Raw genomic sequence first — 15,240 nt, forward strand, 5'->3', positions numbered from 1 at the left:
ATTATCCGACTAAAAAGTAGAGGAGAGTATATAATGACGAATCAATTTAACACTTATGATGATGAGACGATTTTATTACATGGAGGTCAATCACCAGACCCGACAACGGGATCTCGTGCAGTTCCTATTTATCAAACGAGTTCATATGTTTTTCATAATACAGATCATGCGCAAAGCCTATTTTCATTGGATGAGACGGGAAATATCTATTCACGAATCGGTAATCCAACGGTAGATGTATTAGAAAAACGTATTGCTTTATTAGAAGATGGGGTAGCGGCAGTAGCGACTTCATCTGGAATGGCAGCTATAGCTCTTTCGATTATGAATATTGCCCAAGCGGGTGATGAGATTGTTGCAGCTTCGAACCTTTATGGTGGAACATATAATCTTTTTGCTATAACACTTCCGAAATATGGGATTAAAGTTCATTTTGTTGATGGTTCTGACCCTGAGAATTACCGTAAAGCGATTACGCCAAAAACTAAGGCTTTATATGGAGAGATTATTGGGAACCCAAGTCTTCATGTCCTAGATGTAGAGGCAGTTGCAAATATTGCTCATGAAAATGATATTCCTCTTATTATTGATAATACTTTCGCTTCACCTTATCTTTGCAAACCAATCCAATGGGGTGCAGATATTGTCATTCACTCGGCAACAAAATGGATTGGAGGTCATGGAACAACAATTGGTGGACTTGTAGTTGATGGCGGACGATTTAATTGGAATCATGAAAAGTTTCCTGGTTTTACTCAGCCAGACCCAAGTTATAACGGTATTGTTTATGCGAATGAGTTTGGTACTCTCGCTTTCAGTACAAAGCTTCGTGTTCAGTTGCTGCGCGATTTTGGGTCATCATTAAGCCCACATAGTGCATTTCTTTTACTCCAAGGATTGGAAACACTCCATTTACGTATAGAGAAACATACGGAAAATGCAGCGAAGATAGCTCATTTCTTAAACGCCCATCCAGCTGTCGATTGGGTCGCATATCCAGGTTTAGCAGAGCATCCAGCGCATGAACTCGCGAAGAAATATTTAAACACTGGCTTCGGTTCCATTGTGAACTTCGGTATTAAAGGTGGCCGAGATGCAGGTAAGAAAGTGATAGATACCATTGCATTGTGGTCTCATGTAGCCAATGTAGGGGATGCGAAGTCACTCATTATTCATCCGGCTTCAACCACTCATCAACAGTTAAGTGCAGAAGATTTAATTAAAAGCGGTGTAAGTGAGGAGCTCATACGTTTATCAGTTGGAATTGAATCGGTTAGAGATTTAACCAATGACTTAGATCAAGCCTTCTTTGAAGCGACTGGTATTTCTTCGAAGGGAGAACAAAAAGGAGAAACAGCAGTAAATGATGAAGGTGTTATTCGGTGGGCATTACAATCATCCTCATTAAAAGAAGATGTGGATGGCGAAGAGGTGCAAAGAGCAAAAAGGATTGCTGTTGTTGGTTTAAGTGGAAATCCTGCTAGACCAAGTTACCGTTTAGCAAGAAAAATGCAAAGATTAGGTTATCAAATCGTGCCAGTTAATCCAAGAGAAACAGAAGTATTAGGTGAACAGGCATATCCAAATTTAAAATCCATTCCTTATACCATTGATATTGTGCAAGTATTTAGAAGCCCTGAAGCTGCGATAGAAGTGGCGAAAGAGGCAGTAGAAATCCAACCAAAAGTGTTCTGGCTGCAAGAAGGTGTCATTTCTCCAAAAGCAGTTGAAATAGTAAAAGAAGCTGGACTTGAAGCGGTACAAAATCGCTGCACATATAAAGAGGCACAGAGATTAAGAGGTTCTATTGTAACCTTTGCTTGTGAAATTTAAAACCGAGGTTGAGGAGAGTCATCAATGAAGAAATGGTTCGTATTTTTAATTGTCGTTTTATCAATTGGATTCATTAGTGCTTGCGGGGATAGTGAGGCCAGCACTAATGATAGCAATGGCGAAGGAAAACCAGAAAAAATTGTTTTAGACTATGCCTATTATTCTCCAACAAGTGTCATTTTAAAGAAATTCGGTTGGGCAGAAGAAGTGTTTGCCGAAGATGATATTGATGTTGAGTTTGTCCTCAGTCAAGGGAGTAATAAGGCACTTGAGTTTCTTAATAGCAGCAGTGTTGATTTTGGTTCAACTGCAGGTGCAGCGGCATTAATTGCAAAAGCAAATGGTGCTCCAATTGAATCAGTCTATATATACTCAAAACCAGAATGGACGGCATTAGTTGCACCGAAAGGATCAGCTATCAAATCAGTTGAAGACTTGAAGGGAAAGAAAGTAGCAGCAACGATTGGAACAGATCCATATATCTTTTTACTGCGCTCTTTAAATGAAGCCGGATTGACATCAACGGATGTAGAAATCGTTAACTTGCAACACGCTGACGGTGGAACGGCATTAACAACAGGGCAAGTAGACGCTTGGGCTGGTTTAGATCCACATATGGCTAAATTAGAACTTGAAGCAGGCACAGAATTTATTTATCGAAATATCGACTTTAACACGTATGGCACATTAAATGTGAGAAGCGAATTTGCTGAGAAATATCCTGAACAAGTAAAAGAAGTAATTGAGCTTTATGAAAAAGCTCGTACGTGGGTATTAGAAAATCCTGAAGAAGCGGCAGAGATACTGGCAGAAGAAGCACAAATCACCCTTGAGGTAGCGAAAAAAGAATTAGAGAGAAATGACTTTAATGAGCCAATTCCTGGTGAAGTGCAAATAGAAGCATTAAATGCGGCTGGTGAGGTTTTAAAAGAAGAAGGCATTATTAAGAGTGATGACGTAGGTAAAGTGGTTGATGAATTAATAAACCCAGATTTCTCAACAGAGGTCATTCAGTAGGGTTGGTAAAGGAGAATGAATATGAAGGAAGTCATAGCGATCCCAAAAGTAAATGAGGGTAAGGAGAAGCATAGAAGAATTAATCCTAGTATTCAAAGGGTATTACTTGGAAGTATCGTGCCAATCTTACTTATTCTTGCATGGGAGTACTTGAGTCGGATCGGTGTGTTCCCTCCTCATTTACTCCCGGCTCCATCAATCATTTTGCAATCACTTATGACAATGACGACAGATGGAAGTTTATGGACACATACGAGCATTACATTATATCGCCTTGTGCTTGGTTTTTTATTTGGCACTGTTGCAGCATTAATTATTGGCGCCGCTGTTGGCTACTTTTCCACAGTCGAAAGTTTATTAGATCCACTAATTCAAGCTTTTCGTTCCATACCTTCATTGGCATGGGTGCCCTTATTTATTCTCTGGATGGGAATTGGAGAACCTTCCAAGGTGGTTTTAATCGCTGTCGGTGTTTTCTTCCCAGTTTATTTAAATATCGTTTCAGGCATTCAAGGAATTGACCGTAAACTAATTGAAGTGGGGAAAATCTATCATTTTAGCTCATGGCAATTAATTTCGAAGATTATATTACCAGCAGCTTTGCCATCTTTTTTAGTAGGGCTGAGAAGCGGATTGGGACTTGGTTGGATGTTCGTTGTTGCAGCTGAATTAATGGGAGCTTCTACAGGTATTGGTTACTTGCTTGTTTATGGCCAAAACACTTATGCACCGGAATTAATTATTTCTAGTATCGTCTTATTTGCCATATTAGGAAAAATAACAGATGCCATTTTAAAAGGGTTAGAGACAAAAACATTGCATTGGCAAGATACGATCGTCAAGAAGTAGGAGGTGGCAAGATTGTTATCAATTGAGCGAGTGTCTAGAACTTTTTCAAATGGAACAACGGGATTCAAAAATATTGACTTGAAGGTAGAACAGGGTGAAGTCATTGGGATTTTAGGAACAAGTGGTTGCGGTAAAAGTACGCTCTTACGTGTATTATCCGGCTTGGATAAACAATATGATGGTCAGGTTGTAATAGATGGCGAAACTGTCCATGATGTTCATAAGAAAATCGGGATGATTTTTCAGGAACCTAGACTGATGCCTTGGTTAAAAGTTTATGACAATATTGGATTCGGTCTACAAAAAAAAGTTCAAAGTAAAATAGCACAATATATTAAAGCCGTTGGGCTAGTAGGGTTTGAAAACCATTACCCGAAAGATTTATCTGGCGGGATGGCGCAAAGGGTGGCCATTGCCAGAGCTCTCGTTACCTCACCAGAAATATTACTTTTAGATGAACCGTTTAGTGCATTAGATGCTTTTACAAAAATGCAATTACAAGATTTATTACTGAATCTCTGGCAAACCTATCAATCAACTATCCTCTTAGTAACGCACGATATTGATGAAGCATTATATTTAGCCGATCGCATTATTATTCTTAGGGGACAGCCGGGAGAATTATATCAAGAAATAAAAATTGACAAATCAAAACCAAGATCAAGAGGAGATAAAGATCTTGCTGTACTAAAAGATGAGATTTTGCAATTATTAGATTTATCTCATTCGAAAGCAATCTAAAAATAAAGGAGCTAATGACTTATGACAGTGATAGAGCGGCAACAGCTTGCCCCCATTGAAGGAGATTACAACTTAACGAACTATGAAGAGGCATGTCAAAATATTTCATGGGATGAGGTTAAACAACAGTTTAGCTGGAGCCAATCAGGTCTAGTCAATATGGCTCATGAATGTATTGATAAACATGTGGTTGACGGTTATGGAAACAAAATAGGATTGCATTATGTGAATGGTGCATATGAAGAGACATACACATTCGCAGAGATTAAAGAAAAAACAGATCATATCGCCACCGTTTTAAGGAACCAAGGGGTGAAAAAAGGTGATTTCGTTTTTATTTTTCTACCTAAACACCCCGATTGTTATTTTACAATGATTGCCACCATTAAACTCGGCGCAATTGCGGGTCCTCTTTTTGAAGCATTTATGGAGGAAGCAGTAAAAGATCGAATCTCGGATTGTGATGGAAGGTTTTTGATTACGGATACTGACTTACTTAATAGAGTACCAAAAAACGAACTGCCTTGTTTAGAGAAGATATTTCTTACTGATGCGGATGACGTACAATTATTAGGTGAAAAGGAAATTTCTCTCATCAAAGAATTAGAGAAAACAGTAAAGGAAGAAGATATCACGACATGGGTTGATCTTGAGCATGGTTTAAACATCCACTATACAAGCGGTTCAACGGGAAAGCCAAAAGGAATTATTCATGCTCATAGAGCGATGGTTCATCAATATCAAACAGGGAAATGGGTACTGGATTTAAAAGATGATGATGTGTATTGGTGTACCGCACATCCAGGTTGGGTTACGGGAACTGTGTATGGCATTTTTACACCTTGGTTGAATAGAGCGACAATTGTCGTTAATGGTGGCCGATTTGATGCAAAGGGTTGGTATCATACATTAGAAACAACTGGAGTATCTGTATGGTATAGTGCACCGACAGCATACAGAATGTTAATGGCAGAAGGAAATGATCTACCAAATGATTATGATTTATCCAACTTAAGACATTTATTAAGTGTGGGTGAGCCGTTAAATCCTGAGGTCATTTATTGGGGAAAAGAAACGTTAGGGAAAAGAATACATGATACATGGTGGATGACTGAAACAGGGGCACAATTAATTGTTAATTTACCTTCAGAAGTAATTAAACCTGGATCAATGGGTCGACCATTTCCTGGTATAAGCATCGCTATTCTCGATGATGATGGTGTCGAACAATCAAGAGGGTCGATTGGTCACTTAGCAATTAAAGCACCATGGCCAGGAATCATGAAAGAAGTATGGAAGAATGAGGAGAAATACCAGTCATATTTTCCTTTTGAAGGTTGGTATGTATCAGGAGATCTGGCTGTTCAAGATGAGGATGGCTATATATTCTTCCAAGGTAGAAGTGATGATATGATCAATTCTTCCGGGGAGAGAATCGGACCTTTTGAGGTTGAAAGTAAGCTCATTGAACACCCTGCTGTAGCAGAAGCTGGAGTTATTGGTAAACCAGATGCATTAAGAGGTGAAATCGTCAAAGCCTTTATTGTCCTAAGAAAAGGATATACAGGCAGTGATGTCTTACTTGAAGAGATTAGAAAGTTTGTAAAAACAAGATTAGCTGCTCATTCTGCCCCACGAGAAATGGAAATTGTCACAGAACTTCCTAAAACAAAAATCAGTGGCAAAATATTGCGCAGAGAATTAAAGGCAAGAGAGCTTGCCAAACTTAGTCAAAAAGTACAGTAATATGATGTAATGGGAGGTAAAAGGTTTGACGATTAATATCGCTTTACTTGGCTATGGTACTGTTGGTAAAGGCGTTTACCGTACAATTCAACAGCATCAAGGGCGTTTGCAAAAGTTATTAAGTGAAGAAGTAAAGGTTGTTGCTATTTTAGTGAGAGACATTGAGAAGCATACTGTCCCCGATCAGTCAGTTATTTTGACAAACCAATATGAAAAAATCCAACAACTGGAGAATATTGATGTAGTAATTGATGCAATTGTTGGTATTGAACCGGCTGCAACTTATTTACAAAGTGCGATTGAAAAAGGTCGCCACGTGATTACGGCAAATAAAGAGATGTTTGCTGAAAAAAGTAATATCTTAAGAGAATTAGCAAAAAAATATCACGTCTCAGTCGGCTACGAGGCTACTGTGGCAGGCGGTATTCCTATTATTCAAACTTTAAAAAAACTGCTAAATGCTAATAAAGTAACGAAGGTTGAAGGCATATTGAATGGTACATCTAATTTTATATTAACCAAAATGAGAGAAGAGCAATTATCATTTGATAATGCTCTGGCGCTAGCGCAAAAATTAGGTTATGCGGAAGCGGATCCGACGAATGATGTTGAAGGCTTTGATGCGTATTATAAAGCAGCTATCTTAAGTGAATTGATTTATGGAGAGAAACCAATAAGCGAACAGATTGAAAGAAACGGGATTACGAGTATTGCTAAATCAGATATTACTTTCTTTAATGAATTAGGTCTTAGATACAAGCACGTGGCAACTATTGAATACGCTCATTCTCAAGTGAAATGTGCTGTTCGGCCAGTGTTAGTTGAGGGTAACCATCCTTTATATCAGGTGGAAGGTGTGCAAAATGCTATCCATATCGAGGCGGATATTGTCGGGAGTATTAGTTTGCAGGGGCCAGGTGCAGGTATGTATCCAACAGCAAGTGCAATTATAGAAGATTTGATTCATTTAACAGAAAAGGATCAGGAGTATACTTTTAATGAAGAGTCCACCCTTGATCCACATCATAGTGCGAAAACGAGTTGGATTGCCTATGGACGTTCAGTCTTACAGCAATTACCTGAAGGAGCAGAAATTATGAAGATGATTGCTGATGATACATGGGTAGTAGAAATAGAGGGGGATTTACGTATAGAAGATGCTTCCTTTATTCAAATATTAGGTGATGCTACAAGATTAAAAGAAATGAAAAAAATCCATTAAAGTAGTAAATGATAAAACCTTATAGTTCTGTTGAAAAAACTAGACAATTGCAAGGATCATGGTCTATTTTACTTACCTTGTTCAACTTGAGGAATCGTTCGTTGAACGAGGTAAGTATTTTTATGGCTCTGTTTGCATTGGTCAATAACAATAACTATGCAGTGAAAAGAAATCATCCATGTAATATTTGAATGATACGAATATTTATATGGTTCTTTTTGTAGTCCTGCTTACCTAAAATGAAGAAAAGAAGAATCCCCGTATTCATCAAAGTATATAAAATAATAGAGTTGAAATTCATTTGTGGCAATGTCATATTGTTAAAAAATAAAAATATCTAGTGAAAATAAGCGAAGGATGAATAAATTTTTTATGTAAACTTTTACATCATCAACAACCAACTGTTTTAATTTCATATATGTATCATTCATTATCGAAATAAAAAAGGATAACTAGCCTTATTTTTATAGGCTAACTATCCTAGGAAATATAATCTTTACCAGTTTTTAGACGGATTGCGATGGTGTTTTTACTGATTGTTTTGGAAGTAGCGTTTGGTTGATTTCTGAATATAAATCCTTTATATTGACAGTGACAATTTTAGCCCCGATCTGTACGTGAACCATATTATCAAAGACTGCTGTAACGAGACCATTTAAAGACACGCTTGTTCCGATACTTACATCTTTCTTTTCATTCTTTCTGATATTCGTAACTTTGTTATTTGCCATATTCTCCACCATCCATTCTTATAAATTATAAGTACAGAAGTTTTCTACTTCGTTTACACTATATCTCTTTATATTACCTGTTTATAGTAAAATAAACGTTTAAAGTGAAAATGTCCAGTAAAAAGGTTGGTCTTTTTATCGACAAATTTCTCTCATTCTATAATTGTAATAAATCATTCAGTTGCTTCTTTAAATCAGGATATTGATTAAAGTTAGTAATCATTCCTTTAATGACAGGAAGTCGAGGATATTCCCTTTGGGTTTCTTCTTCTATCATGTCGAGGGAAACCTCTAATGTTTCTTTATCATCGCATTCTTGTATTTGTTGTCTAATATCTGCGATGGTAGTCGATGGACTAGTATTTGGTAAAAATATATTAAATTTTTGCAGGAAACGGTTCATCTTAGCTTCAGTGATCAAAGGTTCTTCTTTTTTTAGACCCTCTGCTAAAGAGTCCATTCTATTTAATAAATAATCAGTCACATGCTCAGGCTTAAATATTTCTTTGTCAATAATTAATATTTTTACGTATGAATGAAAAAGACCATCAAGAAGTTGAGATAAATCCCATAAATAAGGAGTCATTTCTTCTCCATATATAGAAGATAAACTTTTGCGGTAAAATTCATTCATTTCAATTTGCTTTGTGAATAACAATTCTTTTATTGATTCATTAATAGGTATGGTTTGTTCTCTTGTTTGAGTAATAATAAAATCCTTATGTTGGATTAACATATCAATGGTTGTATTGATTTGTGCCTTGAATTTTTCTCTTGCAGTAAGGTTCTTGTTGTCCCACTGCATGATTTCTTCAGTTAATTGATCAAAATAATATATTAATAAAGACTCTAACAATTTTTCTTTCGATTTAAAATATAAATAAAATGCACCTTTGGAAATGCCGCTATCAGTGGCGATATCTTGTACAGATGTGGCAGTATATCCTTTTTTAGCGAATAATTTGATCGCAGCTTCAATAATTATTTTTTCTTTTTCTTTCATCTGTAACAACTCCTTAACCGAAGAAGTATCTCCGTGTTAACAAAAACTTCACAATAATATAATTGACACATGACTGACCGGTCAGTTATATTTATTGGTGATGTGACCCACTAGTCATATTCTATAGGATACCCGAGTTTGTCGTCAAGAAAACAAACAAAATAGATTCTATAGAACCAGTAATGGCTTCCTTTTGGGTATGATAGTTAGTATTCTTATTTGTTAGACTTCGTTTACACTGATTTCTACTATATACATAATGGTTATCGGGTAAAGGAGAATCGAATTTTTAAAAAAAGAGGTGTCAATGTGAAGGGCATAGTCAATTTCGTTTTAAAGAATAAGCTCGCTGTGTGGTTATTAACCATAATTATTACAGTTTCAGGTGTTTACTCAACTACACAGATGAAAACTGAAACAATCCCAGATATCTCTATTCCATTTTTGATGGTAAATGGTGTTTATCCTGGTGCCACCCCTGAGCAGGTGATGGAAGAGGTTTCAGTGCCAATTGAACAGGCAGTTGAAGGACTTGAAGATGTCAATGCTGTTTATTCTAATTCAAGTGCGAATGTAGGAAGTATTCAAGTAGAATATAAATATGGCGCTGATATGGATGATAAAAAGGTTGAGCTAGAAAGAGCGATTGCTAATTTAGATCTTCCTGAAGATGTGGAAGAGCCGACTGTGACATCTATCAGCATGAATATGATGCCAGTAGTTGCACTTTCAATTAGTAGTACAGAAGAAGATATTGTTGGACTGACTGAATTAGTTGAAGATGTAATCTTGCCTGATATTGAAAAGATTGAAGGTGTAGCATCTGCAACAATGACCGGTCAACATATTGAACAAGTTGAATTTACTTGGGATGAAGAAGAGCTAGCCAAGTTTGAATTGAATCAAGATGATGTAAAAGAACTGATTCAAGCAAGTGATATGGCATTATCTTTAGGGTTATTTGATTTTGAAGAAGCTGAAGAAGCTGTTTCGGTAGATGGGAAAGTAACAACTATTGATGAGTTGAAAGAAATGATGATCCCAGTAACACCAACTGCCGACCACCCACAACCATTTGTTGAGCTAAGTGAACTTGCTCAAATTGAACAAGTAGGTAAAGTAGAGTCTGTTTCTCGTACAAATGGAGAAAATGCGATTGCGATCCAAATTGTAAAAGGACAACAGGATAACACAGTAGATGTAGTTAATCTTGTAAAAGATTATGTTGAAGAAGAAACAGAAAAGTATAATGGCCTTGCCATTGATATTTCTTTAGACCAGGGTGAACCGATTGAAAAGTCTGTTAGCACAATGGTTGAAAAAGCACTTTTTGGTGGTTTAATTGCTGTATTAATTATTTTACTCTTTTTAAGAGACTTTAAGTCAACGATTATATCCATTGTTTCTATTCCGGTGTCGATTTTTATGGCATTTTTAGTGCTTAATTGGTTGGATATTACGTTAAATATTATGACTCTTGGAGCGGTTACAGTAGCAATTGGTCGTGTAATTGATGACTCGATTGTTGTTGTGGAAAATATATACCGTCGCTTACATTTGAAAGAGGAAAAATTAAATGGTCGTGCTTTAGTAAGGGAAGCGACTATTGAAATGTTTAAGCCGATTCTTTCGTCTACATTAGTAACTGTGGCCGTTTTTGCGCCGTTAATTTTCGTAGGTGGAATGGTTGGTGAACTATTTGTTCCGTTTGCTTTAACGATGACATTTGCATTGGGCGCTTCATTAATTGTTGCGATTACAATTGTCCCAGCCCTCTCTCATTTCTTATTTAAGAAAAAACTTTACGGTAAGAAAGAGGAGAGCAATCATAAAGAAGTAGGTAAACTTGCTTTATGGTATAAAGGCATTCTAAGTAAAGCGTTAAACCATAAAATTATTACGTCAGCTATTGCTATTCTTTTATTAGCTGGATCATTAGCATTGACTCCATTAATCGGTTTTAGCTTCCTTGGAAGTGAAGAAGAGAAGGTAATGTATTTAACATATACACCTGAAACCGGCGAGAAGATGGATATAACGGAAGAGAATATTTCTGAAGTAGAAGAAGAATTATTAAAACGCGATGATATTGATATACTACAATTGTCCATTAATGACCCAGACAATGTAGATCCTGCTGCTATGATGATGGGTGGCGGTGCTAGTGGGGCTCTTATGTATCTGATTTTTGATCCAGATATGAAGAACTTCCCAGAGGTAAGAGAAGAAATTGAAGAATATGTATTTAATATTGAACAATCTGGTGAGTGGAAATCTCAGGACTTTTCTTCAATGGGTGCGAATACTAGTGAAGTAAGCTATACATTGTATAGTGAGGATTTAGATAAACTAAATGATGCCGTGGCACAAGTGGAAGATGTCATGCATGATACCGATAACTTAGAAGATATTTCATCTACAGCAGAAGATGCTTATGTAGAACATATCTTAAAAGTTGAGCAAGCAGACGTTATGCAGTATGGCTTAACGACAGGTCAAATCGTTATGGCGTTAAACGATAAAGGTAATAGTGAAGTGCTGACAACTGTTCAAAGTGATGGTAATGAAATAGATGTCATTATTCAAACTGAAGCCGCTGAGCCTGCGAAATCAATTGATGAGTTATTAGATACACAGGTTCCGACTGCAACAGGCCAAGAAATGCCATTATCTGAGCTTGTTAATGTAGAAGAAGGGACAACATTAAATACATTGTCTCGTAGTAAAGGTGAGTACTATGCAACTGTCTCTGCCACAGTAACTTCAGATAATTTATCCAAAGTTACGAGTGAACTGGATAAAGGTATCGATGATTTAGACTTGGCACAAGGGGTAACTCTTGATGTTGCTGGTGTAACTGCAGATATGAACGAAACGTTTACGCAATTAGGTTTAGCAATGCTTGCCGCTATTGCGATTGTATATTTCATCTTAGTTGTTACATTTGGTGAGGGTGTTGCACCGTTTGCCATTCTGTTCTCACTACCGTTTGCAGTCATTGGCTCCTTTGTCGGATTATACATTGCAGGGGAAACAATCTCTGTTACGGTTATGATGGGTCTACTCATGTTAATCGGTATTGTTGTTACGAACGCTATCGTATTAGTTGACCGGATCATTCATATGGAAAGAGATGGTATGACGATGAGAGACGCTATTCTAGAAGCGGGTGCCACTCGTCTTCGTCCGATACTAATGACAGCTATTGCTACAATGGGTGCGCTGGTTCCATTATTATTTGGTTCAGGCGGTGGAGGCTTAATCTCTAAAGGATTAGGTATCACAGTTATCGGTGGTCTTGCAAGTTCGACCTTATTAACTCTAGTCGTTGTTCCTATTGTGTATGAAGTATTATCAAAAATGTTTAAAAAGAATCGAAAAGATGTTCAAGATAATTAATTAATAAATAACCCAAAGCATTGATGCTTTGGGTTATTTTTTTCATGAAGTTTATCTAATGAATAAGGGTAGCTTATAGCAAATATGGTTATCATTTGTTCTGCGATTACCTTAAAGAAGTATATTAAACTTTTTTTCAATACAGCTGTGATAATGTTAAAATGAACCAGAGTAAGGAAAAGGTGAGTGATAACAATGGAAAAAAAGATAGGGTTTATCGGTTGTGGAAAAATGGCACAAGCGATTATTGGCGGCATATTAAAAAACGGTTTAGTCAGTCATCATGAAATGATTTCAAGTGCAAGAACGAAAGAAACACTACATAAGGTAGAAGAAAAGTATGCGATTCATACAACCCACTCCAATAAAGAAGTGGCGAGAAGCGCCGAAGTAATCTTTTTAGCGGTTCCTCCTAATGATCATAAGGAAGTAATTGATGAAATAAAAGGGGAAGTAAATGAACATAGCATTATCGTAACCATTGCTGCTGGCATTACTCTACATGATATCGAAAAGTACTTTGAACGAAATGTAATGGCAGTACGTACAATGCCAAATACACCTTCACTGGTTGGTGAGGGAATGAGTGTGCTAAGTAGCAACCAGTATATTAATGAAGAGAAATTAAGTAAAGTAATACGCATCTTTTCTGCTATCGGGAAAGTGGAAGTAGTGGATGAGTCATTAATGGATGGCATTCCAGCAATTAGCGGGTCTTCTCCTGCATATGTGTTTTTATTTATAGAAGCATTGGCCGATGGAGCGGTAAAAGACGGTATACCAAGAGACACTGCTTATAAACTAGGTGCTCAGGCAGTATTAGGTGCAGCAAAGATGGTGCTTGAATCTGGTAAAAATCCTGGAATGTTAAAAGATGAGGTTTGTACCCCTGGAGGTGCGACTATTGATGCGGTCAGCAAGTTAGAAGAAACAGGATTTCGTTCATCTGTTCTCACTGCTATGAAAGCATGCAGCGAGAAGGTAAGAAGCTTATAAGCAATAAGAGTTTTTATTTTAGCTGTAGCATCGTTAGCTTATTTTAAGCGATGCTGCAGCTTTTTGGCTTTCAAAGGGGATTAAAAAAATCGGCAAAAACAGTTGAAAATGTTAAGTAAGAAAGGCCTATAGATAGATTGGTATATATTCATGAAAAAAGCATATACCATAAAGGATAATTAAATCGTAATTCATACTTGACGTATAGGAATAATCGTATTATCATATAAAATTGTGCAAAAGTAAGATATTAGGAGGGGTAATGATGGATAATGTATGGTTTATTATTAACTTAGCATTAATGATTGGTTTTATTAGTTTATTATTTATTATGCAACGTAAACATATTTCATTTTCTAAAAGAGTCTTTACGGCATTGGGAATAGGTATATTGTTTGGTTTAGCATTGCAACTGATTTATGGATCAACTTCAGAAGTATTGGCAAGGTCGACGGATTGGTTTCAACTAGTTGGTGGGGGTTATGTTAAATTCTTACAAATGATTGTGATGCCACTCGTGTTTATTTCCATTTTAGGAGCATTTACAAGATTGAGCCTCTCAAGTAATATTGGTAAAATTAGTGTATTAATTATCGGAATACTACTTGGAACTACTGCTGTGGCTGCTATTGTAGGTATTGGTTCGGCAACCGTCTTTAATTTAGAAGCCATCCAAATTGAAGAGGGAGATGCAGAGGTCAGTAGAGGGACACAAATGGAAGAAACATCTCAATCACTAGCAGCTCAAACATTGCCTCAACAAATTTTAGAGTTACTTCCTGCAAACCCTTTTCTTGACTTAACAGGAGCGAGAGCGACTTCAACGATATCAGTCGTTATATTTGCAGCAATTTTAGGTATTGCCTACTTGGGCGTACGAAGAAAAACACCTGAGCAAGCAGAGATATTTGCAAAAATTGTCGATGCCTTTTATAGCATTATTATGCGTGTGGTTACACTAATCCTTAGATTAACTCCTTATGGCGTGCTTGCTATTATGACAAAGACAGTTGCGTTAAGTGATTTCTCTGCAATCTACAATTTAGGGAAATTTGTTATTGCTTCATATGTAGCGTTAGCGGTTATGATGCTAATTCACTTGTTATTATTACTATTTGTCGGATTAAGTCCACTACAATACTTAAGAAAAGCATTTCCGGTGCTTGCGTTTGCCTTTACGTCAAGAACAAGTGCTGGGGCATTACCTTTAAATATTAAGGCGCAAAAATCATTAGGGGTATCAGATGGAATAGCCAATTTCGCAGGCTCATTTGGTCTCTCTATTGGACAAAATGGTTGTGCGGGTATTTATCCGGCTATGTTAGCTGTTATGATTGCACCTACGGTTGGGATTAATCCATTACAACCAAGTTTTCTCCTTTCTGTTATCGCTATAGTTGTTATCAGCTCATTTGGCGTTGCGGGAGTAGGTGGAGGAGCAACTTTTGCAGCCATTCTCGTCCTTTCAGCCTTAGATTTACCTATTGCTCTTGCGGGTTTATTAATCTCAATTGAACCATTAATTGATATGGGAAGAACAGCGGTAAATGTAAGTGGATCTATGACTTCGGGTATATTAACGAGTAAAATGACGAAAGATATCGACCAAGAAGTTTATAATGACCCACATAATAAAATTGAAGAAGTAGAAGTCTAACTCATTCAATCCTATACTGGTAAAAAAGAAAATCCGAACACTCATC

At 36.9% G+C, this 15,240-nt stretch carries 11 protein-coding genes; 9 read left to right on the plus strand and 2 right to left on the minus strand.

Annotated elements, in window-relative coordinates:
- Nucleotides 1-33: 33 nt before the first annotated feature.
- The 6 genes from LCM23_RS23855 to LCM23_RS23880 are packed head-to-tail and all read left to right on the plus strand — an operon-like array spanning nt 34 to nt 7,408.
- Entirely contained in the window at nt 34-1,833 is a 1,800-nt protein-coding gene (locus tag LCM23_RS23855; protein WP_224939057.1) for a PLP-dependent aspartate aminotransferase family protein, read from the plus strand.
- A gap of 24 nt (nt 1,834-1,857) precedes the next feature.
- Nucleotides 1,858-2,850, plus strand: a complete 993-nt coding sequence (locus tag LCM23_RS23860) for an aliphatic sulfonate ABC transporter substrate-binding protein (RefSeq protein ID WP_224939058.1) — start codon at nt 1,858-1,860, stop codon at nt 2,848-2,850.
- Between the two features lie 21 nt (nt 2,851-2,871).
- Nucleotides 2,872-3,699, plus strand: a complete 828-nt coding sequence (locus tag LCM23_RS23865) for an ABC transporter permease (protein WP_224939059.1) — start codon at nt 2,872-2,874, stop codon at nt 3,697-3,699.
- A gap of 12 nt (nt 3,700-3,711) precedes the next feature.
- Entirely contained in the window at nt 3,712-4,440 is a 729-nt protein-coding gene (locus tag LCM23_RS23870) for an ABC transporter ATP-binding protein (RefSeq protein WP_224939060.1), read from the plus strand.
- Between the two features lie 21 nt (nt 4,441-4,461).
- A complete protein-coding gene (gene acsA / locus LCM23_RS23875) occupies nt 4,462-6,186 on the plus strand; it encodes an acetate--CoA ligase (RefSeq protein WP_224939061.1) in 1,725 nt (574 codons plus the stop codon).
- A gap of 25 nt (nt 6,187-6,211) precedes the next feature.
- Entirely contained in the window at nt 6,212-7,408 is a 1,197-nt protein-coding gene (locus LCM23_RS23880; protein ID WP_224939062.1) for a homoserine dehydrogenase, read from the plus strand.
- 506 nt (nt 7,409-7,914) lie between these two features.
- Here the strand turns inward: LCM23_RS23880 and LCM23_RS23885 are convergent.
- Nucleotides 7,915-8,139, minus strand: a complete 225-nt coding sequence (locus LCM23_RS23885; RefSeq protein WP_191814601.1) for a hypothetical protein — start codon at nt 8,137-8,139, stop codon at nt 7,915-7,917.
- 157 nt (nt 8,140-8,296) lie between these two features.
- On the minus strand, nt 8,297-9,142 hold the full coding sequence (locus LCM23_RS23890) for a TetR/AcrR family transcriptional regulator (protein WP_224939063.1): 846 nt from the start codon (nt 9,140-9,142) through the stop codon (nt 8,297-8,299).
- A gap of 309 nt (nt 9,143-9,451) precedes the next feature.
- On the opposite strand from LCM23_RS23890, the gene LCM23_RS23895 reads away from it, so the two are divergent.
- The 3 genes from LCM23_RS23895 to LCM23_RS23905 all read left to right on the plus strand — a co-directional run bounded on the left by LCM23_RS23895 (nt 9,452) and on the right by LCM23_RS23905 (nt 15,194).
- Complete coding sequence (locus LCM23_RS23895; RefSeq protein ID WP_224939064.1) at nt 9,452-12,541, plus strand: efflux RND transporter permease subunit; 3,090 nt, start codon at nt 9,452-9,454, stop codon at nt 12,539-12,541.
- A 195-nt stretch (nt 12,542-12,736) separates the two neighbouring features.
- Nucleotides 12,737-13,537 (plus strand): pyrroline-5-carboxylate reductase, encoded by an 801-nt coding sequence (proC, locus tag LCM23_RS23900; protein WP_224939065.1) that lies wholly within the window; start codon nt 12,737-12,739, stop codon nt 13,535-13,537.
- A gap of 265 nt (nt 13,538-13,802) precedes the next feature.
- Complete coding sequence (locus tag LCM23_RS23905; RefSeq protein WP_224939066.1) at nt 13,803-15,194, plus strand: L-cystine transporter; 1,392 nt, start codon at nt 13,803-13,805, stop codon at nt 15,192-15,194.
- Nucleotides 15,195-15,240: the final 46 nt, after the last annotated feature.

Source organism: Cytobacillus kochii (assembly GCF_020171845.1).
In the GTDB taxonomy this organism is placed as follows: domain Bacteria; phylum Bacillota; class Bacilli; order Bacillales; family Cytobacillaceae; genus Cytobacillus; species Cytobacillus kochii.

Excerpts from the sequence above, each read along its gene's own strand:
- LCM23_RS23855 (WP_224939057.1), top strand. The coding sequence starts at position 34 with ATGACGAATCAATTTAACACTTATGATGATGAGACGATTTTATTACAT.
- LCM23_RS23860 (WP_224939058.1), top strand. The coding sequence starts at position 1,858 with ATGAAGAAATGGTTCGTATTTTTAATTGTCGTTTTATCAATTGGATTC.
- LCM23_RS23865 (WP_224939059.1), top strand. The coding sequence starts at position 2,872 with ATGAAGGAAGTCATAGCGATCCCAAAAGTAAATGAGGGTAAGGAGAAG.
- acsA (WP_224939061.1), top strand. The coding sequence starts at position 4,462 with ATGACAGTGATAGAGCGGCAACAGCTTGCCCCCATTGAAGGAGATTAC.
- LCM23_RS23885 (WP_191814601.1), bottom strand. The coding sequence starts at position 8,139 with ATGGCAAATAACAAAGTTACGAATATCAGAAAGAATGAAAAGAAAGAT.
- LCM23_RS23890 (WP_224939063.1), bottom strand. The coding sequence starts at position 9,142 with ATGAAAGAAAAAGAAAAAATAATTATTGAAGCTGCGATCAAATTATTC.
- proC (WP_224939065.1), top strand. The coding sequence starts at position 12,737 with ATGGAAAAAAAGATAGGGTTTATCGGTTGTGGAAAAATGGCACAAGCG.
- LCM23_RS23905 (WP_224939066.1), top strand. The coding sequence starts at position 13,803 with ATGGATAATGTATGGTTTATTATTAACTTAGCATTAATGATTGGTTTT.